A 25775-nucleotide genomic window follows, 5' to 3' on the forward strand; every position below is an offset into this window, starting at 1 on the left:
GTGCAGTGTTACCCCAGCCGCCCCGCTGCGTGCGCCAGCAGCGTGTAGACCAGCCCGGTTTCCGAGGCGAGGTGGCCGCGCAGCGCCTGCGGGGCGTTGTCGTCGCGGGCGACCTCGTCGAGCAGGCGCTCGAACTCGGCGATGTAGCGGTCGACGGTCTGCTTGAAGCTGCGGTCGCTGCGATACTTGCGGGCGACCTCGTCGAACGCCTTCTGGCCGGCCGGGGTGTACAGCCGCTTGGTGAAGGACTTCGCCTCACCGCGCTGATAGCGCTCCCACATCTCCAGCGCGAGGTTGCGGTCCATCAGCCGGCCGATGTCGAGCGACAGCGATTCCAGCGGATTGCCGCTCATTGCGGTCTGGGCCTGGGCGGCGCGGCCGCGCGGCGGCTCGCGCTCGGCGCTGGTATCGGCGCGGTTGAGCAGCTCCGACAGCCAGCCGTCGCGGCCCTGGTCGGCGGTGCTCGGCGCGACCGGCGGCGCTTCGGTGCGGCGCGGGCCGACCGGCATGCCGAGGTCGGGCGGCGGCAGCGTCGCGGCGCTGGACTCCCGGCTCCGCGGCGCGGGACGGGCGGCGACGGTTTCGGCGCGTCCGCCGCTGGCGGCAGCGAGCACCGGCTCCTCCTCGCGGGTGACCGCGGTGGCGCGTGACGGCGTCACCACGTCCATGCCGCGACCGTGACGGGCGACGATGCGGTTGAGTTCGGCCAGCGCTTCGATCTGGTCGACGATCACCTTGCGCATCTGCGCAGTGCTCTCGGCGGCCTCCTGCGGGATCTCGAGCACGCCGCGGCGCAGTTCCTCGCGGGTGGATTCGAGCTCGTGGTGCATCTCGGCGGCCATCTGCTTGATGCCCTGGACGATCGAAGTGAACCGATCGGCCGATTGCTTGAACAGCGCGTCGGCTTCCTGGGTGCCCTGCTGATACACCTGGTGCATCGCCTCGACGGTGAGGCGGCGCTCCTGTTCGGCGGCGCTACGCACCGCCTCGAACTGCTGGCTGATGCTGGCGGAGCCGGCACCGGCGGTTTCGGCGACGATCCGCGCGATGTCGCGGGCGCGCTCTTCGGCGGCGGCGAGCGATTCGTCCAGCAGGCCGGTGAACCGGCCGAGCCGCTGGTCGAGATCGGCGGTGCGCAGGTCGATGGTGGTGACCAGCGATTCCAGCGCCTCCTTGCGATCGTTCACCGAGGTCGATGCGGCGCGGTTGCTGTGCTCGAGCAGGTCGGCCGCCTCGGCCAGCGCGTGACCGTGGGCTTCGAACTGCGCCGACAGCGCGCCGAGATCTTCCAGCGCCTTGGCGGTCTTGCCGTGGAAGCCGGTGAGCTGATCTTCCAACGTCTGGGTCGCGGCGCCGCTGCGGGCGTTGACCTCGTTCATGGTGGTGACGAAGTCGGCGACGCGGGTGACCAGCGCGCGCTCCAGTGAGTTGAGGTTCTCGTGGGCGCCGGTCAGCACCTCCTGCAACAGGATGTTGCCTTCGCGCAGCCGCTCGAACAGCGCCACCGTGTCGGTGCGCAGGATCTTGCTGGTCTCCTGCATCTCGGTGACGGCGGTGACCGAGACCTGACGCGACTGTTCGATCGCCGACCGCGACGCCAGGTCGAGGTCCTTGAGCGATTTGTTGATCGCGTTGGTGGCCAGATCGCCGGCGCCGGTGATCGAGCGCGCGACCTCGGTGCCGTTGGTCAGGATCGAGTTCGAGAAGGTCTTGCCGCGGGATTCGATCGCGTTCAGCGCATCGGTGGTGACGCGGTCGATCTCGACGGTGAGCTGGTTGGTCTTGCCGGTGATCGCTTCGACCAGCACGCCGCGCTTGCCGTCGATGATCTGCGACAGCCGCTCGGCCTGCTGCTGGACATAGCCGACGATCTCTTCGCTCTTGGCCGAGATCGTCGAGCCGAAGCTGCCGCTGGCGGCGAACACCGAGCGCTCGACGTCGGCCGAGGTCGACTTGATCTTGGCGCTGACCTCGCTGGACATCGCCACCAGGGTCGACTGCGCCGCCGAGGCGCTGGCCTGGATATGGTCGGTCGTATTGGTGGTGACGGTCGACAGCGTGTGCTCGATCTCGGCGGAGATCGCCTTGATCTGGCTGGCGGCGCTGGCCGAGCTCGTGGTGAGCGTCGATTGCACCTCCCGGGCGCTGTCGAGGATCGTCGAGGCGGTGGCGGCACCGACGCTGGTCAGGGTGCGTTCGACGTCGACCGCCAGCGACTTGACGTGGTTGGCGGCTTCGGTCGAGGCGGCCGCCAGGGCAGACTGTGCTTCGCGGGCGCCTTCCACGATCGACTCCGCGGTGGTGCGGCCGGCGGCGACGAGGGCGCGCTCGACCTCGGCCGCGACCGAGCGGACCTGGCCCGCCGACTCGGAGGAGGTCGACACCAGCGCGCTCTGGACTTCGCGGGCGCTGGCGAGCAGGGCGCCGGCGGTGGCGCTGCCGGCGGCGGTGAGGGTGCGTTCGACGTCGCCCGCCAGCGATTTGACCTGGTTGGCGGCATCGGTCGAGGTCGCGACCAGCGTGCTCTGCGCTTCACGCGCACCCGCCACGATCGCCTCGATGGTGCTGGCGCCGGCCGCCGACAGGCGGCGTTCGATGTCGGCGCTGAGCGTTTCGACCTGTCCGGACACCTCGGACGAGGCGGCGACCAGCGTGGTCTGTGCTTCGCGGGCGCCGGCCACGATGGCGCCGGCGGTCGACGATGCGGTCTCCGACAGCGTGCGCTCGATCTCCGACTTCAGCGACCGGACCTTTTCGGCCGTGTCTTCCGACGCCGCGACCAGGGTCGACTGCGCCGTGCGGGCGCCGGTCAGCACGGCTTCGGCGGTGGCGTTGCCTGCCGCGTACAGCGTGCGCTCGATGTCGGTCGACAGCGAACGGATCTGGCCGGTGACCTCCGAGGAGGCCGACACCAGCGTGGCGTGGGCTTCCCGCGCGCTCGCCAGCACCGAGGCCGAGGTAGTGTCGCCGGCGCCGGTCAGCGTCCGCTCGATATCGCCGGCCAGCGACTTCACCTGATTGGCAACGTCGGTGGAGGTCACGGTCAGGACGTTCTGAGCCTCGCGCGCACTGCCGAGCACCGAAGCGGCGGTTGTACCGCCGGCGTCGGTCAGCGTGCGCTCGATCTCAGCCGACAGCAATTTGATCCGGTCGGTGACGTCGGACGAGGTGCCGATCAGGGTGGTCTGGGCGTCGCGGGCGCTGCCCAGCACCGCGGTCGCGGTGGAGCTGCCGATGGTGGTGAGCGTGCGTTCGATCTCGGAGGCCAGCGATCTCACCTGGCCGGCAACCTCGGTCGAGGTCGCGACCAGGGTCGTCTGGGCATCTCGGGCGCCGGCCAGCACCGTGGCGGCGGTCGCCGTGCCGGCGGCCGACAATGTACGTTCGATGTCGTCGGACAGCGAGCGGAACTGCACAGCAGCCTCGCTGGACACCGACGCCAGCTTGGCCTGGGCCTCGGTGGCGCTCGACACTACGGTGGCGGCGGCGGTGGTGCCGACCGCGGTGAGGGCGCGTTCGATCTCGGCCGAGGTGACCTGCAGCTGGGCGCCGACGTCGTGCGACACCGACAGCATCGAGTCCCGTGCCGACTGGGTGCTGCTGCGGATGGTGTCGGTGGTGTTGACCACCAGGCTGGTGATCGCGCGCTCGGCGTCCGCCACGTTCGACTTGATGCCGACCGAGAGTTCCTCGGCGCGTGCCATCAGCAGATCGCTGGCTTCGCGGCCGCTGCTTTCGAACCGGCCGGCGACCGCCTCGATCCGCGAGCCGAGCAGATCCTCGAACTGCGACACCCGGAGGTCGACGTCGTTGATCACCGCGGTGACGCGGCCCTCGAGACCGTCGTGGATCTCCTGGAAGCGGGCGCTGACGGTGGCGCTGAGATCGGCGGTGCGGCCGTCGATCGTTTCGGTAACCGCACCGATGCGGCGGTCGATCGCGTCGATCGCCTGCGCGGTGCCGTCGGTGAGCGAATGGGTGAGATGGGTCAGGCGCGAATCGATCGCCTCGATCGCCTGCACCGCACCGGTCGACAGCGTGGTGGTCAGGGTGGTGATCCGTTCGTCGATCACTCCGGCCGCGTTGGCGGTGCCGCTCGACAGCGTGGTGCTGAGCTGGACGATCCGGGTATCGATCGCTTCGACCGCATGGGCGGCGCCGGTCGACAGCGCCGAGGCGAGCTTCTCGATCCGGCCGTCGATGTTGCCGGTGACCGCGTCGGTGCGGGTGTCGAGAATGCGTTCCAGCGAATTCAGATGGTTGCCGACGGTGTCGTCGAGCGCCTTCAGACGGTTGTCGATCGCGCCGTCGAGGCTGCCGGTGCGGGTTTCGAACATGGTCTCGAACTGGTGCAGACGATCGTCGAGCCGCGCGGTGATCTCGCCCGAGCTGGTCGCGACCCGCTGGTCGAAGCCGTCGACATAGGTCTTCAGCGTCTCGTTGATGTCCTGGGTGCGCTGGCCCATCCGTTCGACGATCTCGCCGCCGAAGGTCTTCACGGTGCGGTCGAACTCGGAGATGTGGCGAGTGATCAGCGCGCCGAGCGTGCCGCTGTCGCGCGCGAACTTCTCGGCGAGCTCGCTGCCCTGCTGCTTCACCAGATCGTCGAACGCGCTCATCTGGATGGCGAGCGTGTCGTGGGTGGCCTCGGTCTGGCTGACCACCTTGGCGACCAGCGCGTTGACGGTGACGTCGAGCGCTTCGCTGGCCTTGTCGCCGCTGGTCAGGATCTGATCGGCGAGGCGATGGCCGGCGTCGTCGATCTTGGTGACCAGGTCGCCGCTGCGCAGCTCGAGTTCGAGCAGCAGCGAGTCGCCGGAGTTCTTCAGCGAATCCTGCACCTGCTCGGTGCGCTCCGAAATGCCGTCGATGATGGTCGACGACCGCTGTTCGAAATCGGTGGTGATGCGGTCGAGCCGCTCGTTCATCATGTCGTGGACGCGATCGGCCAGTTCGACGAACTCGGCGTGGACGTGGCCGGTCTTGAAATTCAGGCTGGTGGTCAGCCGCTCGCTGGCGTCGAGCACCGCGCGGGTGGTCTCGGAGCTGGCCTCTTCGAGGCGGTCGAGCAGTTCGCCGCCGCGCTCGCCGAGCGCCAGAATCATGTTGTCGCCGGCGTGGCTGAGCGCGCTGGTGATGTGGGCGCCGCGCTCTTCCAGCGCGCTGGTGATGCTCTTGGCGACCTCGTCGACGCGGCTGGCGATCGCGTCCGAGATCAGCGCGATGTCGTGGCGGAGGTCGATCTGCACGCCGGAAATCGCGCTGCGGACCTGCTCGGCCTGGCCGACCAGATTGTCACGCTGATGCGCGATGTCCTGCAGCAGCGCGCGGATTCGCACTTCGTTGTCCGAATAGGCGCGCTCCAGCGCCGACACTTCGTTGGCGACCAGGGCTTCGAGTTCGCTGGCGCGCGCGATCGCGCGCTCGACGCCGTCGCCCATCGCGGCGACCTCGCGGCGGATCGCCTGACCGACCGTCACCACCGAATCGCTGGCGGCGATTTCGGGCTCGGAGAAGCGGATCGCGACCTGCGCCATCGATTGCGCGATCATCCGCAGCTCCTGGCCGCGCCACGCCAGGCTGGCGAGGAAGTAGAACAGCATCACCGGCGCGAAGAACAGCGCGGCGAGGCCGGCCAGCGCCAGCGTTCCGCCGCTGCCCTGGCCGACCAGCGCCTGCAGGGCGGGCAGGAAGCTGATGGTCAGAATGATGCCGCCGAACACCCAGACGCCGGCGAAAATCGTCGCGAGAGTGTAGACGTTGCGGGTGGTGCGGCCCTTCTGAAGCGACTGCAGCAACTGGCCGATGGTTTCGCGGTCGTCGTTGGCGGGGCGACTGGCGAAGCCACGCTCGGCGGCCGGCTCGAAATTCGGCGACGGCGGCGCGATCCGCGGCTCGGCCGTCAGTTCCGGCAGATCGGGCAGGGGCTCGGTGTCCGAAATTGACGCACTTTCCTTCGGCCCTGCGGCCTGATCCTCACCGGCCGGCGGCGCATCGGGGATGTTCAGGGCTTCCTGAATCGCCGACAGCGCGACTTCGGTCGGATCTTTGATCTTCTTGGGATTGTTCGCCATCTTGAATTACGCCCTTGTTACGCATCCGGGGACGTCGGTTCAGTGGAGACCGCAGACAGGCCCCTCGGTGCTCCCCCAGCACGGCGAAGTTGAACCCCATTCCCACCGCGCTTTTGTCCGCCACTTCATCAAACATCCTATTGGCTGGATCGCGCGAAAGGAATGGTTCGGATTAAGACTTTCTTAATCATCGTTAACGGCATCCGGGGCTAAGCCCTTTGGAGAACGGAAAAATCCTACCGGGCCGGGCGGTAACGGTGGCATTTTAGCGACTTAACCGCGGCAACTCGGCGGCATTGTCCCGGAATGGTGCTTTGGCACCGGCAAGGAAGCGTTAACCAGACTTGTGGTTGGCTCCGGAGCCCGGATTGCCGAGATGTGGAAAACCGCGATCCTGTGCCGAGGTGAACGTGCCGCTACAGGTCGACCGGATCGAATGGATGCCATCGCCGCCGCTGGTTCCGGATCTCGAGCCGATCGACGACGCGCACCTCCGGAAGATGACACTGGGCGACGTCGCGCTCGAGCATGAAGTGCTGCTGCTGTTCACCGCCCAGGCCGCCAGCCTGATGGCGTTGCTTGCATCGTGGCCCGCCGATGCCGCCGCGCTCGCCCATACGTTGAAAGGCTCGGCCCGGTCGATCGGCGCGTTTGCCGTGGCGGATGCCGCCGCCGGCCTCGAAGACGCGCTGCGCCGCGGCGAGGATGCGGCGGAACCGCTTGCGGTGCTGGAAGCGGCGGTGGACCACGTCCGCATCGCGATCGACGACCGCGTCAAGCCGTCCCGCCCCCGCTTTTGAAAGGCGCCACGGCTGGCGGAACGTCGGCCGAGACGCTATAGGACTGGCGCGTCAGCCCATAATTCATAAAACGAGCAAAGCGTCCGACGAGCAATCATGGCCAAGATTCACTTCGTTGATCACACCGGTGAAACCCGCACTGTCGAAGTCGAGGAGGGCGCCACGGTGATGGAAGCGGCGATCCGCAACGCCATTCCCGGCGTCGAGGCGGAATGCGGCGGCGCCTGCGCCTGCGCGACCTGCCACGTCTATGTCGACGAAGCCTGGCGCGAGAAGGTCGGCAGCCCGTCGCCGATGGAAGAGGACATGCTCGACTTCGGCTACGACGTGCGCCCGAATTCGCGGCTGTCGTGCCAGATCAAGGTCTCGAGTGAACTCGACGGGCTGGTTGTGACCACGCCCGAGCGCCAAGCCTGAGAGCTCAGGCGTTCTCATCCAGCGAGCGGCCGTTGCACGGAGTATCGTGCAACGCCGCATCTACTGCGGTCGCCATCTCCGGATGACCCTGCCGGCGCGCGTCGCGGCCGGACGAAAGACGCCTCGATCAATCGTGCTCGACGCCGCGGCGCCACCACGGCGCCAGATTGGCAATGATCTGTTCGGTCAGCGGCGCCGGCTTCCGGCTGGTCTCGTCGACCAGCACGGTGACGGCGCGCGCCGAGGCGACGCAGACGCCTTCAGAGAACACCACCTGATCGAAATGCGTCGAGGTGCGCCCCAGTTTGACCAGGCCGAGCCCGAGCTCGATCTTGCCCGGCCAGTGCAGTTCGCTGCGGAAATGAATGTCGAGCCGTACCAGAACCCAGGATAGTCCGGGCGGGATCAGTCCGTGGTTCGGGTCCTTCATCAGCGTGACCCGGCCGGTCTCGAAATAACTGGCGTAAACCGCGTTGTTGACGTGGTTATTTGGATCGAGGTCGGCGAAGCGGACGTTGTCCGCAAGGCGGAACGGGAAATCGGCGAGCTGCGGCAGCGCGTGGTCACGGGATCGTGCGGTCAAGGGCCATTCTCCGGGCTTTTTAGAACCATTGAACGCAAAACTTGCGCTAGAACAAGCTACCAATAGACTTTTATGGCTTTTCTCCCCCGCCGCGCTTGGTTAGACAGGCCGCGACCGGACGGCCCGCGTCCGAACATCTTCAACCGATAAAGAAGCAAAGATGACCGAAACGATCAAAACCGACGTGCTGATTGTTGGCGCCGGTCCGTGCGGACTATTCGCCGTGTTCGAGCTGGGTCTGTTGGACGTCAAAGCGCATCTCGTCGATATTCTCGACAAGGTCGGCGGGCAGTGCGCCGAGCTCTATCCGGAGAAGCCGATCTACGACATTCCCGGTGTGCCGATGATCACCGGTCACGGCCTCACCGAAGCGCTGATGGAGCAGATCAAGCCGTTCAACCCGACCTTCCATCTCAACGAGATGATCGAGACGGTCGAGAAGATCGGCGATCCGGAATTCCGCGTCACCACCAATGCCGGCACCGTGTTCGAGTGCAAGGTGCTGGTCGTCGCCGCGGGTGGCGGCTCGTTCCAGCCGAAGCGCCCGCCGGTGCCGGGGGTCGAAGCCTATGAAGGCAAGTCGGTGCACTATGCGGTGCGCAAGATGGAAGACTTCCGCGGCAAGGACATCCTGATCGTCGGCGGCGGCGATTCGGCGCTCGACTGGACGCTGAACCTCAACCCGATCGCCAAGAGCATGACGCTGGTGCATCGCCGCGACGATTTCCGCGGCGCGCCGCACTCGGTCGAGCAGATGCGCCAGCTGGTCGCCAGCGGCAAGCTCGATCTCAAGATCGGCCAGATCACCGAGCTGCAGGGCGACAATGGTCAGCTCTCGGGCGCGACCGTGAAGCTGAACGACAACACCGTCTCGCAGATCAAGTGCGACACCATGCTGCCGTTCTTCGGCCTGACCATGAAGCTCGGGCCGGTCGCCAATTGGGGCCTGCATCTGGAGAACAACCTGATCCCGGTCGACACCGGCACGTTCGAAACCAACGTTCCCGGCATCTTCGCGATCGGCGACATCAACACCTATCCGGGCAAGCTGAAGCTGATCCTGTCGGGCTTCCACGAAGGCGCGCTGATGGCGCAGAAGGCCGTCAAGTACGTCTATCCGGACAAGCGTGTCGTGTTCCAGTACACGACCTCGTCCACCAATCTACAGAAGAAGCTCGGCGTGAACTGATCGCGCCGCACGCGTATCACCGCGGATTTAGGGAGGCGCGCCGCAGGGGGCGCCTTCTTTCTTTGCGGGGGTGAACTGTTACTTGGGGGCAGTCGCGACAGCGGCGCGCTGATCGTCGAGCACGTCGGCCAGCGTTTGCTCGAACGGGATCTTCGGCTGCCAGTCGAGCACGGACCGGGCCCGGCCGGCATCACCGACGATGACGTCCGAAGCGTCGCTGCGGCCGCGGCTCGGATCGTTCTGCACCTCGATCGGCACGCGCGCCATCGACAGCAACTGCTGCAGCATGTCGCCGATCCTGCGCGGCAGGCCGGACGCGACGTTGAGGATCAGCCCGGCTTCGAGGCTGTCGCTGCGCGCGATCACCTCAACATAGGCGGCAGCGACGTCGCGGACGTCGAGAAAGTCGCGCTGACCGTCGAGGTTGCCGACCTGCATCTGCGGCGGCATGAGCCCGGCTTCGATCCGGGCGATCTGGCGCGCGAACGCCGGGACGACGAACGCCTCGGTCTGGCCGGGCCCGGTGTGATTGAACGGCCGCATCCGGATGCAGCGCAAACCTCTGGCGATCAGTACTCCGAGGGCGAGGTCGGCTGCCGCTTTCGAGGCACCGTATTCGTCGGTCGGGGCCAGCACGGCGTCTTCGGCAGTCGGCCGGATCGGCGGACGGTTCTTGCCATAGGCGAGGCCGGAGCCGATGTGCACGAGCACGCAGTCGGGCGCGGCCTGCAGGATCGCGCGCCCGATATTGCGGGGGCCGTCGAGATGCACCCGCCAGCTCGCCGACGGATCGGCGTTGGCCGCCGACGGTGCGGCCAGCGCCGCAAGGTTGACGACATGGGTCGGCTGAAGTTCGGCGATAATGCCGGAGACCGCAGCGGCGTCGGTGACATCGAGAGCGACCACCTCGCCGAGGACCGGATCGCTCCCGGCATGGAGTGCGGTCGGGATCAGCTTGGCCTCCTCACCGACTCTGCGGCGGATCGCGGCAGCGAGGTGGAGCCCGACGAAGCCGACCGCCCCGGTCATCAGGATGCGCAAGGGCGCCTGCTGTCGGGTGACGCCGGTAATGAAAGCCGTCTCGCTCATGGTCTACTGGACTGATTCCGGTGGTTGAGTGGGCCGAGCTTGGGAGCACGCCGAACGGCGCAGTGATACGCGGGCGCTCGCTGCTTTATCTGTTTCGAAGCTGCCATGCCGCCTTTATGGTTTTCAATGGATCGAGTCTCAATAGCGTCAGGATCATCGGCCATCGCGCGCCGCCGAGCGCTTCGCGATCTTTCAGCAGCAGGTTGAGCAGCGCGGCTCGGGCGAATTTGCGCTCGCCTGCGGTTAGGGTCGCGAACTGCGAGGTGATGGCATCGAGATCGATGGCCGAGGCGGGGATCGACGCCGCAACAGCCGGATCGGCGAACTCCAGCATTCTGAACAGCCTTGAGCTGTCCCGCTCGAACGAGCCGGGCGTGGCGTTGTGCCAATCGGGCGGGGCGGAGAGTGCGGTCGAGGGATCGGGCCGGCCGGCGTGCCGTTCCGCCGCGGCGAGTTTGGCGAGCCGGGCGGAGTAGATCTGCCGCAATTGCCGGGTGCGGGTGACGCTGCCGCCGTGCTCGCGATAGCGGATCAAAAGCTCCGGCAGAATCGCGATTTCGCCGACGTCCGCGAGCCGCAGCCAGAAATCGTAGTCTTCGCCGGCTTCGAACGCGGCGTGATAGCCGCCGACCCGGTGCGCGGCCTCGGCGCGGAACATCACGGTCGGATGGATGAACGGGCTTTTCTTCATCAGTGTCGCCCGCAAATTCTTCGGGCTCGGCCGCATCTCTCGCCCCTTGGGCCGGCCCTGCTCGTCGATGATCGTTGCCCAGCCGCCGAGCAGCACGACACCAGGATGGGCCGCCATGTGGTCGACCTGCCGCGCCAGCCGGTCGGGCAGGGCGACATCGTCGGCGTCGAGCCGGGCGATCAGCGGCGCGCGAGCCGCCGCAAGGCCGCGATTGAGCGCGGCCACCAGCCCATCACGTTGCTGCTGCAGAACGACGATCCGCGGATCGGCAGCGGCGGCCGCCACCAGGATGTCGGGGGTGGCGTCGGTGGAACCGTCGTCGATCACCACCAGTTCGAACGCCGCAAGCGTCTGGTCCCGCACGCTCCGGATCGCTTCGGCGACCCAGCGCTCGCCGTCCCGAACCGGCATGATCACCGAGACTTTCGGCTGTTCCGGCGACACGCCATCCTCATCGCTGTGCCGGCCCTGAGGGGCGGCGGAGGAACTTAGACTGCGCGGACGCCGGCAATGCAAGTGGGGCGGCATTGACGTTGCGGAGCCCGACCCGCTAGACCCGCCTCCCAGCGCTGGCCTGAAGGGCTGGATTTTCACCAACGACGGACAGCACCGTGGATCAGATCGCCGACCGGCACGATCAGCCCTGGCTGTGGATGGACGTCTCGACCAGCGCGCGGGCGCGCTCCGGCCAGATGAACGGTACGCTGCGTGTTGAACAAAGTTACATCCGCGCACTGTCGGCCGAGATGGCGCCTGCGTTGCGGTTCTGTCGCTACGATCCGCTGCGGTGCGACTACGTGGCGGTGGCAACTCCCCCCGACCTCAGCGGCAAGCCGATCGCGGACAAACCGAAGACCAAGTCGAGCGGCGGCATCGCTGCGACGCTGAAACCGATCGGCAAGTCGGTCGAACGCGCCGTCAAGACCGCGGTCCGGGGGGCGACCGCATCGCTGTTGAGGAAGACGAGCCAGGCCGAACCGTTGCCGAAACTGGGCGATGACGATCTCGGCGAGGTCCTGTTTCTCGCCGGTGAAAACTGGTCGCGGGTCGACTTCTCAACCATCGCGCGGATGCGCCGCGAGCGCGGTACCAAGGTCGCGGCGCTGTGCCAGGACTTCATCCCGGTGGTGGCGCCGCAATTCTTCGCCGGTGGCGATTTCGTCGCCAAGTTCGATGCCTATGCGCAGTTCCTGATCAAAGAGGCCGATCTGGTCGTGTCGATTTCGGAGGCGACCAAGCGCGATATTCTAGGTTACGCGCAGCGCCACGGCGGGATGCAAGGTGCGGTCGAGATCGTGCATCTTGGGGCCGATATCGCGACGCCGCAGGCGGTGCGGCGACCTGCGGCGCTGACCGATGCGCAGGCCGCGCGATTCGTGATCAGTGTTTCGACCATTCAGTCGCGCAAGAATTTCGATCTGTTGTATCACCTCTGGCATCGGCTGACCGAACAGAACACTCCAGACCTGCCGACGCTTGTCATCATTGGCCAGCCCGGCTTCGGGAGTTCCGACCTGCTGTGGCAGATCGCCAATGATCCGGTCACCGCGGGTTCGATCGTTCATCTGCCGCGCGCGGGCGACGACGAACTGGCGTGGCTGTATCAGCACTGCCTGTTCACACTCTACCCTTCGTTCTACGAGGGATGGGGATTACCCGTGTCGGAAAGCCTCGCATTCGGGAAGTACTGCCTTGCTTCGAACGCCTCGTCACTTCCTGAGGCTGGCGCCGGCCTGGCGCACCACCTCGATCCGCTCGATTTCGCCGCCTGGCGCGACGCGGTACTTGACCTGATCGTCGCGCCTGATCAACTTGACCGTCACGAAGCTGCGATCCGCGCCGTGTATCGCCCCGTCACCTGGGTTGAATCGGCCAAGCGGCTCGCTGAAGTTCTGCGCGGATTGGCGGTAACTCCGACCACCGCCCGACGGGCCGGATAGAGGTTAAATGGTTTCTGTCGTCACCCGCGCTTCGCCGTCGAAATCGCTGTTCGATCGCAGTCAAGCCTGGCTGTCGGACGTCAAGGCACCCGAACGACTGTTCGTGCTGGTGATGTGCCTGATGTATGCGATGCACAACATCTGGCTGTCGCGGACCATCCTCTGGTTCCTGGTGTTGCCGACGCTGCTGATCACCGCCATGCCTCCGCGCAATCTGCTGCCGATCGTCAAGTCCAGCGTATTCGTCGCGACGGCGGGGTTTCTCGGGGTGATCATCGTCACTTCGCTGCTCGGTGACGGCGTGACGGGGGCGCTGCTCTGGAAGAACATCCGCTACGTCGCCGCGGTCCTGGCGTTCGTCGTCATCGTGGCTCACCTTGTCAGTCGGGACGGCGATTTTCTGCGGCTGTTGTTTCTGTGGCTGGCGCCGGTGGCCGCCTGTGCGGCGATCCGCGACATCGGTGCGTTCAGCCACTGGTCGCTGACCGAGATGCTGTCGGTGCGCTTGCAGGGCACCAAGGGTTTGAGCCTCTACTACAATTCCAACGTCGTCGGCCTGATCTACGCGATGCCGTGCATCGGCGCCGTTGCAATCATGGCGACGCGGCGCCTGCGGCACTGGGAGTTCGCGCTGCTCTTCGTGTCGGCGCTGGTCCTGTTGGCTACGGTGCTGCTCTCCGGCAGTCGCGGCTCGCTGATGGCGGCGCTGGGCGGGATCGGCGTCTCGGTGCTGTTGGCAGCGAATTGGCGGATTGCCGCAGCGGTGGGGGCACTCGTTTCGATCGCCGCACTGGCGGCGCTGCTGACGCCGCTCGCAGGTGAATTGGTGCAGCGGCGGGACAGCCTGCGGTTCGAACTATGGCCGGTGTATCTGCACATGGTCGCGCTGAAGCCCTGGCTGGGCTACGGCTTGGCATTCGACCCGAAAGTCACCCTGCCGAGCGGCACTGAGGTGATGAACGGCCACAACATCTTCATGTGTGCTGCGGTCCGTGGCGGCGTGTTTGCTGCGTTGGCGCTTGCCGGCGTCGTGCTGGCGGCATTGGCCAGCGGCTGGCGGGCGTTTCGTCGCTCGGGCGAGGTGGTGGGGATGGGATTGCTCGCGGCCTGCCTGGCAGCCACCGCTGTCGACTACGAAATCGTTCCGAGTGACCTCGGCTATCTGTACATTCTGTTCTGGTTGCCGGTCGCGATCTGTCTCGGTGTCGCCCTGTCGGCTGCGAGACGAGTTCCGGCATCCCGCGGCTGACGCCGGCTCTCGACATCGCCGCGTCATGAAATCGGTCCTGATCCGCCTCGCTCTGCTCACTGGATTGCCGGATCGATCCGCCATATTGTCGTCTCATCGCGGTGTTTCAGGTGTTGCTATGATCACACATCGACCGACTACACATCGACCGACTACACATCGACCGATCCGATTAGTCGCGCGGGCCGCTGTCGCGGCTTTTGCGCTGTTGCTATCCGCGGCCGCCCCGTCGGTTGCCGCGGAACCCACCGCCGCCGGCCTTTGGCAGCGCACCGAAACCGGCAAGCCCGGCGGCAAGCCGGTGGTCTGGGTGCTGATGCTCGATCGCGGCAACAACATGTACGAAGGCGTCGTCGCCAAGAGCTTTCCGCAGCCAGGGCAACCCAACCTGACGATTTGCGAGGAGTGCGAGGACGACCGCAAGAACCAGCCGATCCTCGGCATCTCGCTGATCCGCGATATGAAGCGGAAAGGCCGTGTCTATGAGGATGGCAATATCCTCGATCCGCGCAACGGCGACGTGTGGAAGGCGATGCTGACGGTCAGCCCCGATGGCCAGACCCTGACGCTGCGCGGCTATCTGATGACGCCCGCGCTCGGCCAGGACGAGGACTGGTTCAGGCTGCCCGACAGCGCGATCTCTCAGCTCGATCCGGAAATCGTCGCCAAGTTCATGCCGGAACAGGCCGCAACCCAGGCGGCGCAGGCCGGCAAGCCGGCCGCGGCGCCGGGAACGGCCGGGAAGGCCAAGGCTCCGCCGGCCCCGGCCCCGAAGGGCGGCGCGATGGCCCCGGCGAAGTGAGACGCACGCGAGCCGGCGTTTGTTTCTGAAGATTGCGACCAACAGCAAAGAGCGCTCTCGGATGAGGGCGCTCTTTTTTGTTGGAACGCTGCGCTTGCTCGGACCCACCGGATCCCGAGTCGATCACTCCAGGCCTGAACTTGATCCCAAGCTGAGCGACTCTATTCGGTGGTCGGCGGAGCCGTGACGGCCGGCGGCGGCAACGGCTGGCTTTCGACGTCGGGGCCACCGGGCTGCAGCGATAGCACCGACTCGACCGCCGGCAATGCTGCGTCGGCCATCGCGGCGTGGCCTTCGGCGGTCGGGTGGATCGCGCCGCCATACACCGCCGACACCACGCCCCAGGTGGCGTCGTGAATGTCTGCCGGCTGGATCGCAGCGGCGAGGCCCTGCGGATAGGTCATCGCCGCGAAGTAGCTGTCGTTGGCGTCGCGAATCCATCGGGCGCGGGGCAAGTAGGCGCGGTAGTTGCTGGCGCCGGCACCGCAGGTCATCGGCGAGCTGCCGGCGGTGACGATGTCCGGGTTGAAGCTGTTGCCGCTCTGCGAGAAACAGGCGCGGTCGAATTCCGGGTCGGTGGCGGCGCGGGCGCAAAAGCCGTGGTCGGCGAACACCCGCTGATGGCCGTCGACGAAGGTCATCCGGTCCGACGACGGATTGCGGCACAACACTCCGTTGGAGCATTGCGCCAGATCCTTCAGCCGCGGGAGGAACTCGTTGTCGACGAAGGAGCTCACCGTGCTGAGCCGGGCCGGATCGGCGTTGAACGAAGGATGGATGTCGAAGCCGGCCGGGCCGCCGGGACAGGGCGCGCCGCGGTTCGCCAGCGCCGGATTGGCGTAGGCGACGTAGACCACCCGCGACAGATCCTCGACCATCGGCTTGAGGGCCTCGCGCAGCCGAGCGAAATCCCGTGGCAAAGTGCGGGCCAGCGCGGTGCGCGATTCCTCGACGGACCCGATCACGCCGGAACGCCGGAACAGCGCCCGCTCTGTGGCGGAATCGACGATGACGTCGGCGACCAGACCCGAGAAGTTGATGTCGTTGGCGCCGATCGACAGCAGCACCAGGTCGAGCGTGCGGTCCGGCTGCCGGCGATGCGCTGCGGTAAGCGCGGCGCGCAACTCGCCGAGCTGGCCGTCGACGCTGCCGGGGCAGGAGGTGCCGGATTTGGTGCGGATGCACTCCCTGGCGCGCTGCGAACCGAACAGTCCATCGGCGATGGTCGCGCCGGTGCAGGCGAGCGGCAGGTAGGTGACCGCGATGTGCGGGTGGCGGACCGCGAGCGCCAGCGCGGTGCGGGTCTGGTAGCTGTACAGCGAGCGGTGGCAGGCGGCGTTGAACCAGGTCGCCGAATAGCGTTGCCAGTTCGCCAGCGTGTCGGGCGCCTCGCAGGCGCGGCCGCCCTTGAAGCCGGCGCGGCTCGGCCGGTAGAACTGGCCGATGCCGCTGCCGAGATAGGATTTGAAGCAGAAGCCTTCGTCCGACAGCGCAATGGCGCGGTCCGGATTGCCTTCGCCTGACCCGATCGAGTCGCCGAGGCCGGCGATGAGGAAATCCCGCACCATGATCTGGGTGGTGACGCGCAGCGGCGCGTCGGCGCCGCTGGTGATGTCGACGGTGGCGACCGTCGGCTTGCCGTAGCGGGCGCGGAAATTGATCGGTTCGGCGCAGTCCTGGGTGGCGTTGCGTGGACCCTCGCCGTCGTCGAACGTCCAGGCGCAGATCGCCCCGACCGGGATCGCGCCGCTCAGCCGTACCGTTACTGGATGCTCGGTGGGGGTCAGGTAGCTTTCCTTGACCCCGTCACGGGTGCAGGGTTCGTTGACCCGGCCGGCGAGATCGATGCACAGCCGGTTGACGACGTTGCGGGCCCAGCCGCGGCCTTCGCTCTGCCGGCCGAGCGTCTGTTCCGACGTCAGCACGGTCAGTCCGGACAATGCCTCGACCTGCTCGCGGAAGTCGCGTTCTTCCCGAAACAGCCGGAACCGGTTGCGCACTTCCCAACTGATCAGCATCGAGCCGTCGGTGACCGGCACCGCCGCCAGCGGCGGGGTGGCTGTCTGCGGCGCGGTCGCGGGGGGCGCTGCGGCCGGTGGCGGCGCGGCGGGGGCGGCCGGTTCGGGGCTCTTCGAGCCACCAAACAGCGAGAATTGAGCGGAAGCGGGCAGCGGCGAGGCGCCGGCCGCGGCGGTCAGCAGCAACAACAACGCCAGGGAGCGGAAACGGGACATGGTACCACGCGGCCATGAGGGATCGCGGCCATTGACGCCGCGGTTGAGGCCAAAATATGAGCCCCGTCGCGACCACGGACGGATATTGGAACTAGAGCTTCGGGGAACGGTGCAGAGCCTGTCCGACGGGAGCCCTGACCGGCGCTGCGGCGGTGGCGGCGTGGTCCTCGCCATTGCAGGCGTTGCGGCGGTCGCGCCACGGCTTGATCACGCTCAGCCAGATCTCGCGCAGGCCCATGATCGAGATCGCGATTCCGAACGGCAACAGGAAGTACAATACGCGATAGATCAGCAGGGTGGCGATGATGTCCTCGCGGGCGAACATCGGCAGCGCCACCAGCATCGCGGCGTCGAACACGCCGAGGCTGCCCGGGGCATGGCTGGCGAAGCCGAGCAGGGTGGCGAGGATGAACACCACCGCCAGCGACACGTAGTCGATATACGGCTCCGAGGGCATCAGCAGGTACATCGCCAGCGCGCAGAAGCCGAGATCGATCACGCCGATCAGCACCTGGACCAGGGTGAGCTTGGCCGACGGCAGCACCACCTTCCAGCCGTTCTGACCGAGCTCGCGGCGCTTCTTGCCGGTGGCCAGCCAGACGAAATAGGCCGCAATGCCGACCAGACAGGCGACGCCGATCAGCCGGTTGATCTGATCGGGCAGCAGGTCCATCGCGCTCGCCGCCGCCGGATGCCAGATCATGCCGATGCCGAGCACGAACAGGTTGCCGAGCCAAAACGTCAGGCCGGAGATGAAGCAGATCTTGGCGACGTCGATCGCGGTGAGGCCGTAGTCCGAATAGATCCGGAACCGGATCGCACCGCCGGTGAACACCGTGGCGCCGAGATTGTGACCGATCACGTAGGACGTGAACGCCGACATCGCGGCGATGCGGTACGGCACGTGCAGCTTGCCGATCGTCCGTAGCGCGAAAAAATCGTAGAACGTCAGGGTGCAGAACGCACCGACCACGCACAGCGCCGCCAGCCCGATCTGGGTGGGGCTCTTGTCGGTCAGCGCGGTCAGAATGACGGTGTGATCGACCCCCTTGAGGGTACGGACCAGCGACGATATCGCGAAGCCGATAATCAAGATGCTGGCGACGATACCGACACGTTTCCAGCCGATATACGTCTTGAAGCCACGCCCCAGCGCGCTCAGCAGTCGATGCATTCGTCCTCCCGGCGGGGCGGCAACGCGACGAACGCCGCCTGCAGCACGACCCTGCTACCGGCGTTCGACTTACTCATCCGCGCAATTCCTTAGGGCATAAATGCCCCGTCGTGCAATCCGCCGTACTGTCGCGTGCGGATCGCGCATCAATGGGACGGTCGGCTGTCAGCGCCCTTGACGTGGCGCAAACGAGCCGTCCGGCGGCTGCATGGCGGCCCCGATCAGGGCTGTGCGTGCTCGCAACGCCCGCTCGATATAGGGCGCAGCTGCGGCCCGCGCCATTGCGGCGTGGCGCCCCCGGGAACTGCGGAACGGGCTTCGGTGCCGCTGGTTAACGTCGCGAAGGCCGGAGCACCGGCGTGCGGCGCAGTCGCCGGGCCCCGCTCCGGGTAACCAGAGAGGAACCGCAATGGGACTTTTCACCAAAGACATCAAGACGATGGACGATCTGTTCGTGCATCAGCTGCAGGATATCTATTATGCCGAGAAGCAGCTCCTGAAAGCGATCCCGAAAATGGCCGACAAGGCCACCGATCCGATGCTGAAACAGGGATTTCTGACCCATCTGGACGAGACCAAGGGTCACGTGAAGCGCCTGGAGCAGGTGTTCGAAATGCACGGCGTGCAGGCCAAGGCGATCGATTGCCCGGCGATCGACGGCATCATCGAAGAAGCCGACGAGACCGCCGGCGAGGTCGAGGACAAGAAGGTGCTCGATGCCGCGCTGATCAACGCTGCGCAGGCGGTCGAGCACTACGAAATCGTGCGCTACGGCAGTCTGGTTTCGTGGGCCAAGCTGCTCGGCCGTAACGACTGTGCGGCTGTGCTGCAGAAGACGCTGGACGAAGAGAAGGCCACCGACAAGAAGCTCAACACGCTGGCCGAGAGCCAGGTCAATCTGCGCGCCGCCGGCTGACCGCTTACGACAGGCGTATGACGCCCCGATGAGGCCAAAGGCCGCGCGGATTTCCGTGCGGCCTTTGCTGTTTGCAGCCGCGAACGCGCCCGATCGGGCGTTCAGACTTTGCGCAAGGCGAAATAAGCGCCGCAAAACGCCATCGCGGCGCCCAGCAACAGCGTGACCAGACCCGCGATCACGCCCGCCGCGCTCGGCGCCGTGGAGGGCGCCGACGCAGCCTGCCCGGCGGCGGCGAGTACCAGCACCAGCACCACGATGAGAAACTGGCGCAGCTTCGGCGGGATCTGTCCGGCTGCGGCATGGTCCATCAGCCGCGCCGTGAAGTAGCCGCCGGCGAAGCCGCCGGTCGCGACCAGCCACCACGCCAGCGCCGCGCTCGCCGGCATCAAGCTGCCGGAGTCGCTGCGCCACAATCCGCTGAGATCGAGCCCGACGTTCTGCCCGAGCATGTGTAGCGCCAAGGCCATCAACAGGCCGGACATCAGGGCGCCGCCCAGGATCAGGTGGCGAGGGTACTGGGTGGATTCGGTCTTGGGCATGGCGGGTCCGTGGAGCACAATTGTAGAAAACCGAGCCTCCGCCGACAAGTTGTCCGATCGGTCGCTGCGGCGCGGGCTGATCGCCGCATTGCATCGCCGCATCGGCTCCGGCAATGACGGCGAACCGGCAGGGGAGGCTTTGCGGTGACGCGACGATCCGATCAACCCGACCACCGCGATCCGGGGCCGGCCTACGCCTACAAGGCCTCGCTGATCGGTGCAGCGCAACAGTTCGAGCTGGGCGAGGATGGTCTGATCTGGCGGATCGGGCCGAAGGCCGGACTTTGGCCGTATGCGACGATCGCCAAGGTGCGGTTGAGCTACCGGCCGGTGTCGATGCAATCGCGGCGCTACCGCGCCGATCTCCAGGACGCCTCCGGCGCCCGGCTGCGGATTCTGTCGACCACCTGGCAGACGGTGGCGCTGATGGCGCCGCAGGACGAAGCCTACCGCACCTTCATGATCGAACTGCATCGCCGGATGCACAAGGCCGGCAGCCGCGCCGAACTAATCGGTGGCCTGCCGCCGGTCGTGCATACCTCCGCGCTGGTGCTGATCGCACTGGTCGCCGTGGCGCTGACCGGGTTGTTGGCGCGCGCGGTGGCGGTCGGATCGTGGTCGGGTGCGCTGTTCCTGGCCGGCTTTGCGCTGCTGTTCGGCTGGCAGATCGGCGGCTTCATCCGCCGCAACCGCCCGCGCCGCTACACTTTCGCCGACGTGCCGAAGGATTTGCTGCCGTAGCCGCAGGCATCGATGCTTCGGCGATGGAGCTAGTCGCTTTCCCGAACGACCAGTACCGAACACGGCGCGTAGCGCACGACGTGGCCGGCGTTGGAGCCGAGGAAGTAGCTGCGCATCGCCGGCCGGTGCGAACTCATCACGATCAGATCGGCACCGATCGCCGCCACCTCTTCGAGGATCTCGTGATAGATGCCGCCCTGGCGCACGTTGGTCGACAGCCGGTGCGGCGGGATGCCGGAATTGCGGGCGATCTCGGCCAGCGCAGTTTCCGCCGACTGCCGCTGCTGATCGTCGAAATCCGCCGGGACGTATTCGGCGAGCATCACCGGGGTGATCGCCAGCACGTGCAGCAGCCGCACCTTGCCGTCATAGCTGTCGGCCAGCTTCGCCGCGGTCGCGATCGCCGGCTGGGCGAGCGCGGGATCGACCAGGTCGATCGGTACGAGGATGGACTTGAACATCGCCGGCTCCTCCTGATCAGCGGAAGGGCGACACCATCGTCCTCCGTCAGCTCGCTTCGCGCAATACTTTCGGGCTGACGAAATGTTGCAGCTTGCCGGTGCCGAACGCGGCGTCGGCCCAATCGGCGATCGGGAAGTCGATCACCACCACCGCCGCGGTCGGCATGCTGCCGGAGAGCTGGCGCCGCTCCGCCTCGTTGCAGGTGCAGGTCAATGCCAGCGCCAGTTCGTGCAGGCCTGGATTGTGGCCGATCAGCATCAGCCGGTTGATGCCGGCGGATACCCCGTGGATCGCCTGGAGTAGTTGCGAAGCGCTCGCGCTGTACAGCTCCGGCAGATACTCGACCTGCGGCTCGCGGTTCGCCGGAAACAGCTCTGACAAAACGTCCCAGGTCTGCCGGGTCCGGGTCGCGGTGGAGATCAGCACCTGATCGGGCACCAGATGTTCCGCGGCGAGCCAGGCGGCGATCTCCGCGGCATCGCTGCGGCCGCGGTCTTCCAGGCGGCGGTCATGGTCCTTGCCGCTCGGCGCGTCCCTTTCGGTTTTGGCGTGTCGCAGCAGGATCAGGCGGCGCATGAAATCTTCCCAGCGGGTGGAGCTTGCGGATTAATCGAGACCGGCCGGCAGGACAAGGTGACAACCGTCCGTGCTGTCCGTATTGAACGCGTATCTCGCAACAACGGGACCCCCGTTTGCGGATGCGCTCTTTAGGAAACGGCATGGATTCGCTCCCGACAAGTGCGACGAATGGACCGGGTTTCGCGACCGAAACCGACGCGGAACCGCACGCGCGGCTGACCTTCGATCTCGATGTCGATCTCTGTGTGATCGGAGCTGGGCTGGCGGGACTGTCGGTGGCGCTGGAGGCGGCGCAGGCCGGCCTCAGCGTCGCGGTGCTGGAGAGCGGGCGGATCGGATGGGGCGGGTCGGGGCATCATCTCGGCACGGTGATGCCGGGCTACGGCGTACCGATCGCGGATCTGATCGCCCGGGTCGGCCTCGAGCACGCCAGTGCGCTGTGGGCGCTGTCGCGCGAAGGCATGGAGATCGTCCGTACCCGTGCCACCGACGAGGCGATGTCGGGCCTCGCGCTGTCGGATGGCGCGCTGGAGGTCTCCAACGTCGATCTCGGCGACCGCCTGGTGGCCCGATTGCAGACGCTCGGCGTCGATTTCGGCTCCGAGGTCGAGGGTTGGCCGATCGACAAGGTCCGCGACGTGCTGCGGACCGACCGTTACTTCCACGGCATCTATTATCCGACCGCCTTCCAGATCGACGCCCGTCTCTACCTGGTCGGCCTGGAGCGGCTGGCGCGGCGGGCGGGGGTCCGGATTTTCGAGGAGACGCCGGCGGTCGGAATCGACTTTTCCGGCATCCGCAAGCGGATCTCGACGCCGAATGCGCGGCTGCGCGCCTCCGACATCGTGCTGGCCGGCAGCGTTCATCTCGGTGCGCCATCGCGGCAGGTGGCGGAGACGCTGCTGCCGGTGTGGCGCGCCGCGGCGCTGACGGCTCCGCTCGGAGATCGCCTCCTCGAGGCGATCGGCTTCGCCGGCTCGATTGCCGACACCGATGGTGTCGATCACTACCGCATCGTCGGCGGCGACCGGTTGCTGTGGGCGAGCGGCGAGACCACGTTCGAGGTTGCGCCGCAGCGTCTGGAAGGCGTGATCCGTCGCCGGATCCGCGCGGTGTTCCCGCAACTCGGCGAGGTCGAGATCGCCCGAAGCTTCACCGCGGCGGTCGGGATGACGGTGCACGGCATGCCGCAGATCGGGGAGTTGCGTCCGGGTCTGTGGGTCGCGAGCGGATTCGGCCGCCAGGGGCTCGCCACCACGGCGATTGCCGGCCGGCTGATCGCCCGCGGCCTCACTCACGCTGACGAACGATGGAAGCTGTTCTCGCCGTTCGATCTGGTGTGGGCCGGCGGCCGGATCGGCCGCATCGTGGGCCAGGGCGTGTACCTTGCAACGCGGGAAAGCGCGCTCGCCGCCGGTGCGCTGGCGCGCTATCGCGAGCGGGCCGCCGCCCGCACCCGGATCAAGGACGAGCGGGCCGAGGCCAAGCGCGCGGCGCGCCGCAGCAGTGCCGCCGCCCGACAGTCGGAGCAGCCTCCGGCCAATTAGGCCCGCACCGCAGACGGTCTGGCTCGCGACAATGTGAGCGCCCGGCGGGTCGGCGGATGTAACCTGACACACGGCGGCTGCGTATCTCGACCAGCGCCGCCTGGGCTTTCACGCAGACCACGCAGGGAAACAATCATGATCGATCGCCGCATCCTGCTCGCTTCCGCCGCTCTTGCCGCCGCTTTCGGCTTCCGCTGGCTGCGGCCGGACGACGCCCGTGCGGCGGAAAAATTCGAGATCGAGAAGACTCCCGAGGAATGGCGCAAACAGCTGACGCCGATGCAGTACCACATCCTCCGCGAGGAAGGTACGGAACGGCCGTTTTCCAGCCGGCTGCTCAAGGAGCACCGCAAGGGGACCTTCGCCTGCGCCGGCTGCGATCTGCCGCTGTTCTCCTCCGAGACAAAATACGACAGCGGTACCGGATGGCCGAGCTTCTGGCAGCCGTTGCCGAATGCCGTCGGCGAGCGGAACGACAGCACGCTCGGGATGACGCGCACAGAAGTGCATTGCCGGCGCTGCGGCGGACATCTCGGGCATGTGTTCGACGACGGACCGAAGCCGACCGGACTGCGCTACTGCATCGACGGCTACGCGCTGACGTTCCAGCCGGCCACACCAAAGCCGAGCTGACGTTCGCTCCTGAGGGGCGATGGGGCACGCCGGCTGAATCGTTTGCCCCGGCGTCTCAACAATCCCCTTGCGGTGCGATCGAGCCGGCCGCTCTGGTTGACAATGCTTCGCCACACCCGCATTTAGCCGCGCGTTCACAATTGGAAATGTTCGGCTAGCTTGATGCAACCTTTGGTGTCGCGGCCAGGGGGCTCTGGCGGCCTGCTGGCAGTTCTCGCAGCGGCGATCGTCCTGCCGGTCCTGCTCGCCGCAGTGGTGTTTCCGACGCCGCTGTACGACACCCGTGAACTGATCGCCTGGGGGCGGCACTTCCCGCTGATCACCCCGGTCCACCCGCCGATGATGGTATGGGCCGGCGGCGCTGTGGACCGCCTGTTCGGCCCCTCGGGTGCCGCGATCGTCGCCGCCAATCAGGTGCTGATGGCGATCGGATTTGCGTACCTCTATGCCGTCCTGCGGCTGCTGGTCGAACGTCCGATGGCGACCTACCTGATCGTCCTCGCCGGCACTTCGTTCTATGCGGTGTTCGCGCCGCTGTCCTGGGCGCTCAACGCCGACATCCTGCAGCTCACCTCGTGGCCGGCGGTGATCTTCCATCTCCTGCGCGCCCGACAGAGCGATCGCTGGCTGCACTGGATCCTGCTCGGCGTGTGGGCTGCGATCGCGGCGCTGACCAAATACAACGCCGCCGTGCTGTTTCTCGCGATCGCCGTCGGCGTCGTCGCTCTGCCTTCGTTCCGGCGGTGCCTGACGCGGCCCGGATTTTACGGGGCTGTGCTGATCGCCACGCTGCTGCTGCTGCCGCACGTCATCACCGCGCTGAAGTTCGGCAGCACCCTGGCGTACGGCGAGCGCCACTTCACCGGGGGCGGTTCGCTCGGTGACAGCGCTCGACGTTTCGGACTGCTGGTGGTCGGCTATCTGCTTCTGCTGCTGCCGGGCGGGGTGATCGTCGCGGTGTCGAGCGCGCGGCACATGATCTCGGTGCGCGTGCCGCGGTTCTCGGAAGCAAGCGACGATCTGAAGTTCATCGTGATCGTCAACGTTTCGATGCTGGTGATTCTGCTCGGCCTGATCGGTGGGCTGGGGCTGGAGTACATCGCGCGCTACGGGGCGCCGTTCTCGCTGCTGGCGGTGCCGGCGCTGGCACCGCTGCTCCGCTGGAACGAGCCGCGACGCGAGAGTTGCGAGCGGCAGACGGCCTGGACCCTGGCCGGACTATACGGCGCGCTCAGCGCTGTGGTGATGATCGCCTATCTCGGTCCCGCCTCGCACAGCGGACTGCAGGAGCCGACCGCCGATGCGGCGCGCCTGATCCTCGACGATTGGCGCGGCCGCTACAGCTGTGGCCCAGGCTATTTTCTCGGCGACCGCCAGACCGTCTATGGCATCGGCATCGCCGCCGGTCCCGATGGCGACTCGACCACCATCCATTTCATTCCGGCAACGCGCTGGTTCGATCAGCGCAAGCTCGACGACCAGGGCGCCGTGCTGGTCTACACGCTGCCGCAGGTGCCGGCGCAATTCGCGGCCGCCTATCCGGGCCGGGCGATGTCGGAGGAAAAGCGCATCGACGTGCCGGTGTTGCGCACCCACAACGGCAAGACCAAAGAATACTATTACCGGTTTGTCGCGCCGAAAGGGTGCGACAGGTGAGGGGTGGCGGGTAGCGGCTGGATTGGCTCGAGCTCGTGAGAAACGGCGTACGGGTCAGCCCGCCAGCGACCGCCATCTTTCTGCGGCGTCGATCGCGGCGGGACGCAGGCCGTCTGCCGGCAGGCCGCGGTGCAGGGCCTTGGCGTATTCGCAGATCGCCATGAAGGTCGAAGACCGGGCCTCGTCGACCTCGCAGGAATGCACATTGCCGGCGCCGTGGATGTAGCTGATCAGTCGCTTCAGTGACGAGACTGCCGAATGCGGCTCCGCCTTTTCGGTCTGTTGCAAACAGGACAGCACCTGCTGGGCGATCTCGATCTCGGTCATGGTGCGCTCTTGGCTACGCTCGCGGACGGACATGCTCGGGCCGGATGACGGTCTCGATGCCATGCGCGATTGTGCTGAGAAATGATCTGGCTCAATGCGATAGCGAAGCACGCGCGACGCCTTGATCACA

21 protein-coding genes are annotated in these 25775 nt (G+C 66.7%); 11 read left to right on the forward strand and 10 right to left on the reverse strand.

Translation table 11 applies throughout. The features are described 5' to 3' along the window. Positions 1-8: 8 nt before the first annotated feature. Positions 9-6074, reverse strand: coding sequence for an apolipoprotein A-IV repeat region-like domain-containing protein (locus DWA33_RS06195; protein ID WP_114357219.1), 6066 nt, complete (start codon positions 6072-6074; stop codon positions 9-11). A 440-nt stretch (positions 6075-6514) separates the two neighbouring features. On the opposite strand from DWA33_RS06195, the gene DWA33_RS06200 reads away from it, so the two are divergent. Together DWA33_RS06200 and DWA33_RS06205 are read left to right on the forward strand one after the other, a co-directional pair. Continuing rightward, complete coding sequence (locus DWA33_RS06200; protein WP_114357288.1) at positions 6515-6874, forward strand: Hpt domain-containing protein; 360 nt, start codon at positions 6515-6517, stop codon at positions 6872-6874. Between the two features lie 96 nt (positions 6875-6970). Continuing rightward, positions 6971-7291: a 2Fe-2S iron-sulfur cluster-binding protein gene (locus DWA33_RS06205; protein WP_114357220.1), complete on the forward strand. Its 321-nt coding sequence runs from the start codon at positions 6971-6973 to the stop codon at positions 7289-7291. Between the two features lie 127 nt (positions 7292-7418). Here DWA33_RS06205 and DWA33_RS06210 read toward each other — a convergent pair whose 3' ends face one another. Further along, positions 7419-7874: an acyl-CoA thioesterase gene (locus tag DWA33_RS06210; RefSeq protein WP_114357221.1), complete on the reverse strand. Its 456-nt coding sequence runs from the start codon at positions 7872-7874 to the stop codon at positions 7419-7421. A gap of 160 nt (positions 7875-8034) precedes the next feature. Between DWA33_RS06210 and DWA33_RS06215 the strand changes: the two genes are divergently transcribed. Beyond that, positions 8035-9063: an NAD(P)/FAD-dependent oxidoreductase gene (locus DWA33_RS06215; RefSeq protein ID WP_114357222.1), complete on the forward strand. Its 1029-nt coding sequence runs from the start codon at positions 8035-8037 to the stop codon at positions 9061-9063. A gap of 78 nt (positions 9064-9141) precedes the next feature. Here the strand turns inward: DWA33_RS06215 and DWA33_RS06220 are convergent, their stop codons facing one another. Both DWA33_RS06220 and DWA33_RS06225 read right to left on the reverse strand, forming a co-directional pair. Next, entirely contained in the window at positions 9142-10152 is a 1011-nt protein-coding gene (locus DWA33_RS06220) for an NAD-dependent epimerase/dehydratase family protein (RefSeq protein WP_114357223.1), read from the reverse strand. An 85-nt stretch (positions 10153-10237) separates the two neighbouring features. Then, on the reverse strand, positions 10238-11287 hold the full coding sequence (locus tag DWA33_RS06225) for a glycosyltransferase family 2 protein (RefSeq protein ID WP_244601206.1): 1050 nt from the start codon (positions 11285-11287) through the stop codon (positions 10238-10240). Positions 11288-11496: 209 nt separating this feature from the next. Between DWA33_RS06225 and DWA33_RS06230 the strand changes: the two genes are divergently transcribed. The 3 genes from DWA33_RS06230 (at position 11497) to DWA33_RS06240 (ending at position 14834) form a co-directional block, all read left to right on the forward strand. Continuing rightward, the gene (locus tag DWA33_RS06230) at positions 11497-12783 is read left to right on the forward strand and encodes a glycosyltransferase family 4 protein (protein ID WP_244601207.1); all 1287 of its coding nucleotides are present in this window, start codon (positions 11497-11499) and stop codon (positions 12781-12783) included. Between the two features lie 7 nt (positions 12784-12790). Further along, entirely contained in the window at positions 12791-14032 is a 1242-nt protein-coding gene (locus tag DWA33_RS06235; protein WP_114357226.1) for an O-antigen ligase family protein, read from the forward strand. A gap of 118 nt (positions 14033-14150) precedes the next feature. Then, entirely contained in the window at positions 14151-14834 is a 684-nt protein-coding gene (locus DWA33_RS06240; protein ID WP_114357227.1) for a DUF2147 domain-containing protein, read from the forward strand. A gap of 161 nt (positions 14835-14995) precedes the next feature. Here the strand turns inward: DWA33_RS06240 and DWA33_RS06245 are convergent, their stop codons facing one another. Continuing rightward, on the reverse strand, positions 14996-17068 hold the full coding sequence (locus DWA33_RS06245; RefSeq protein ID WP_114357228.1) for an SGNH/GDSL hydrolase family protein: 2073 nt from the start codon (positions 17066-17068) through the stop codon (positions 14996-14998). Positions 17069-17159: 91 nt separating this feature from the next. Next, positions 17160-18242: a putative bifunctional lysylphosphatidylglycerol flippase/synthetase gene (locus DWA33_RS06250; RefSeq protein ID WP_114357229.1), complete on the reverse strand. Its 1083-nt coding sequence runs from the start codon at positions 18240-18242 to the stop codon at positions 17160-17162. 409 nt (positions 18243-18651) lie between these two features. Between DWA33_RS06250 and DWA33_RS06255 the strand changes: the two genes are divergently transcribed. Continuing rightward, positions 18652-19158: a YciE/YciF ferroxidase family protein gene (locus tag DWA33_RS06255; RefSeq protein WP_114357230.1), complete on the forward strand. Its 507-nt coding sequence runs from the start codon at positions 18652-18654 to the stop codon at positions 19156-19158. A 101-nt stretch (positions 19159-19259) separates the two neighbouring features. On the opposite strand, the gene DWA33_RS06260 is transcribed toward DWA33_RS06255, so the two are convergent. Further along, a complete protein-coding gene (locus DWA33_RS06260; protein WP_114357231.1) occupies positions 19260-19700 on the reverse strand; it encodes a hypothetical protein in 441 nt (146 codons plus the stop codon). Positions 19701-19844: 144 nt separating this feature from the next. Here DWA33_RS06260 and DWA33_RS06265 point away from each other — a divergent pair, with 144 nt between their 5' ends. After that, positions 19845-20441: a hypothetical protein gene (locus DWA33_RS06265; RefSeq protein WP_114357232.1), complete on the forward strand. Its 597-nt coding sequence runs from the start codon at positions 19845-19847 to the stop codon at positions 20439-20441. 29 nt (positions 20442-20470) lie between these two features. Here DWA33_RS06265 and DWA33_RS06270 read toward each other — a convergent pair whose 3' ends face one another. After that, complete coding sequence (locus DWA33_RS06270; RefSeq protein WP_114357233.1) at positions 20471-20902, reverse strand: universal stress protein; 432 nt, start codon at positions 20900-20902, stop codon at positions 20471-20473. A gap of 46 nt (positions 20903-20948) precedes the next feature. Beyond that, on the reverse strand, positions 20949-21479 hold the full coding sequence (locus DWA33_RS06275) for a SixA phosphatase family protein (RefSeq protein ID WP_114357234.1): 531 nt from the start codon (positions 21477-21479) through the stop codon (positions 20949-20951). Between the two features lie 143 nt (positions 21480-21622). On the opposite strand from DWA33_RS06275, the gene DWA33_RS06280 reads away from it, so the two are divergent. The 3 genes from DWA33_RS06280 (at position 21623) to DWA33_RS06290 (ending at position 25318) form a co-directional block, all read left to right on the forward strand. After that, a complete protein-coding gene (locus tag DWA33_RS06280; RefSeq protein ID WP_114357235.1) occupies positions 21623-23029 on the forward strand; it encodes an NAD(P)/FAD-dependent oxidoreductase in 1407 nt (468 codons plus the stop codon). A gap of 135 nt (positions 23030-23164) precedes the next feature. Continuing rightward, a complete protein-coding gene (gene msrB / locus DWA33_RS06285; protein WP_114357236.1) occupies positions 23165-23662 on the forward strand; it encodes a peptide-methionine (R)-S-oxide reductase MsrB in 498 nt (165 codons plus the stop codon). Positions 23663-23824: 162 nt separating this feature from the next. Next, positions 23825-25318: a glycosyltransferase family 39 protein gene (locus DWA33_RS06290; RefSeq protein ID WP_114357237.1), complete on the forward strand. Its 1494-nt coding sequence runs from the start codon at positions 23825-23827 to the stop codon at positions 25316-25318. Positions 25319-25372: 54 nt separating this feature from the next. On the opposite strand, the gene DWA33_RS06295 is transcribed toward DWA33_RS06290, so the two are convergent. Beyond that, complete coding sequence (locus DWA33_RS06295) at positions 25373-25645, reverse strand: hypothetical protein (protein WP_114357289.1); 273 nt, start codon at positions 25643-25645, stop codon at positions 25373-25375. Positions 25646-25775: the final 130 nt, after the last annotated feature.

Origin of the sequence: Rhodopseudomonas pentothenatexigens, from assembly GCF_900218015.1 — a bacterium.
Lineage (GTDB): Bacteria > Pseudomonadota > Alphaproteobacteria > Rhizobiales > Xanthobacteraceae > Rhodopseudomonas > Rhodopseudomonas pentothenatexigens.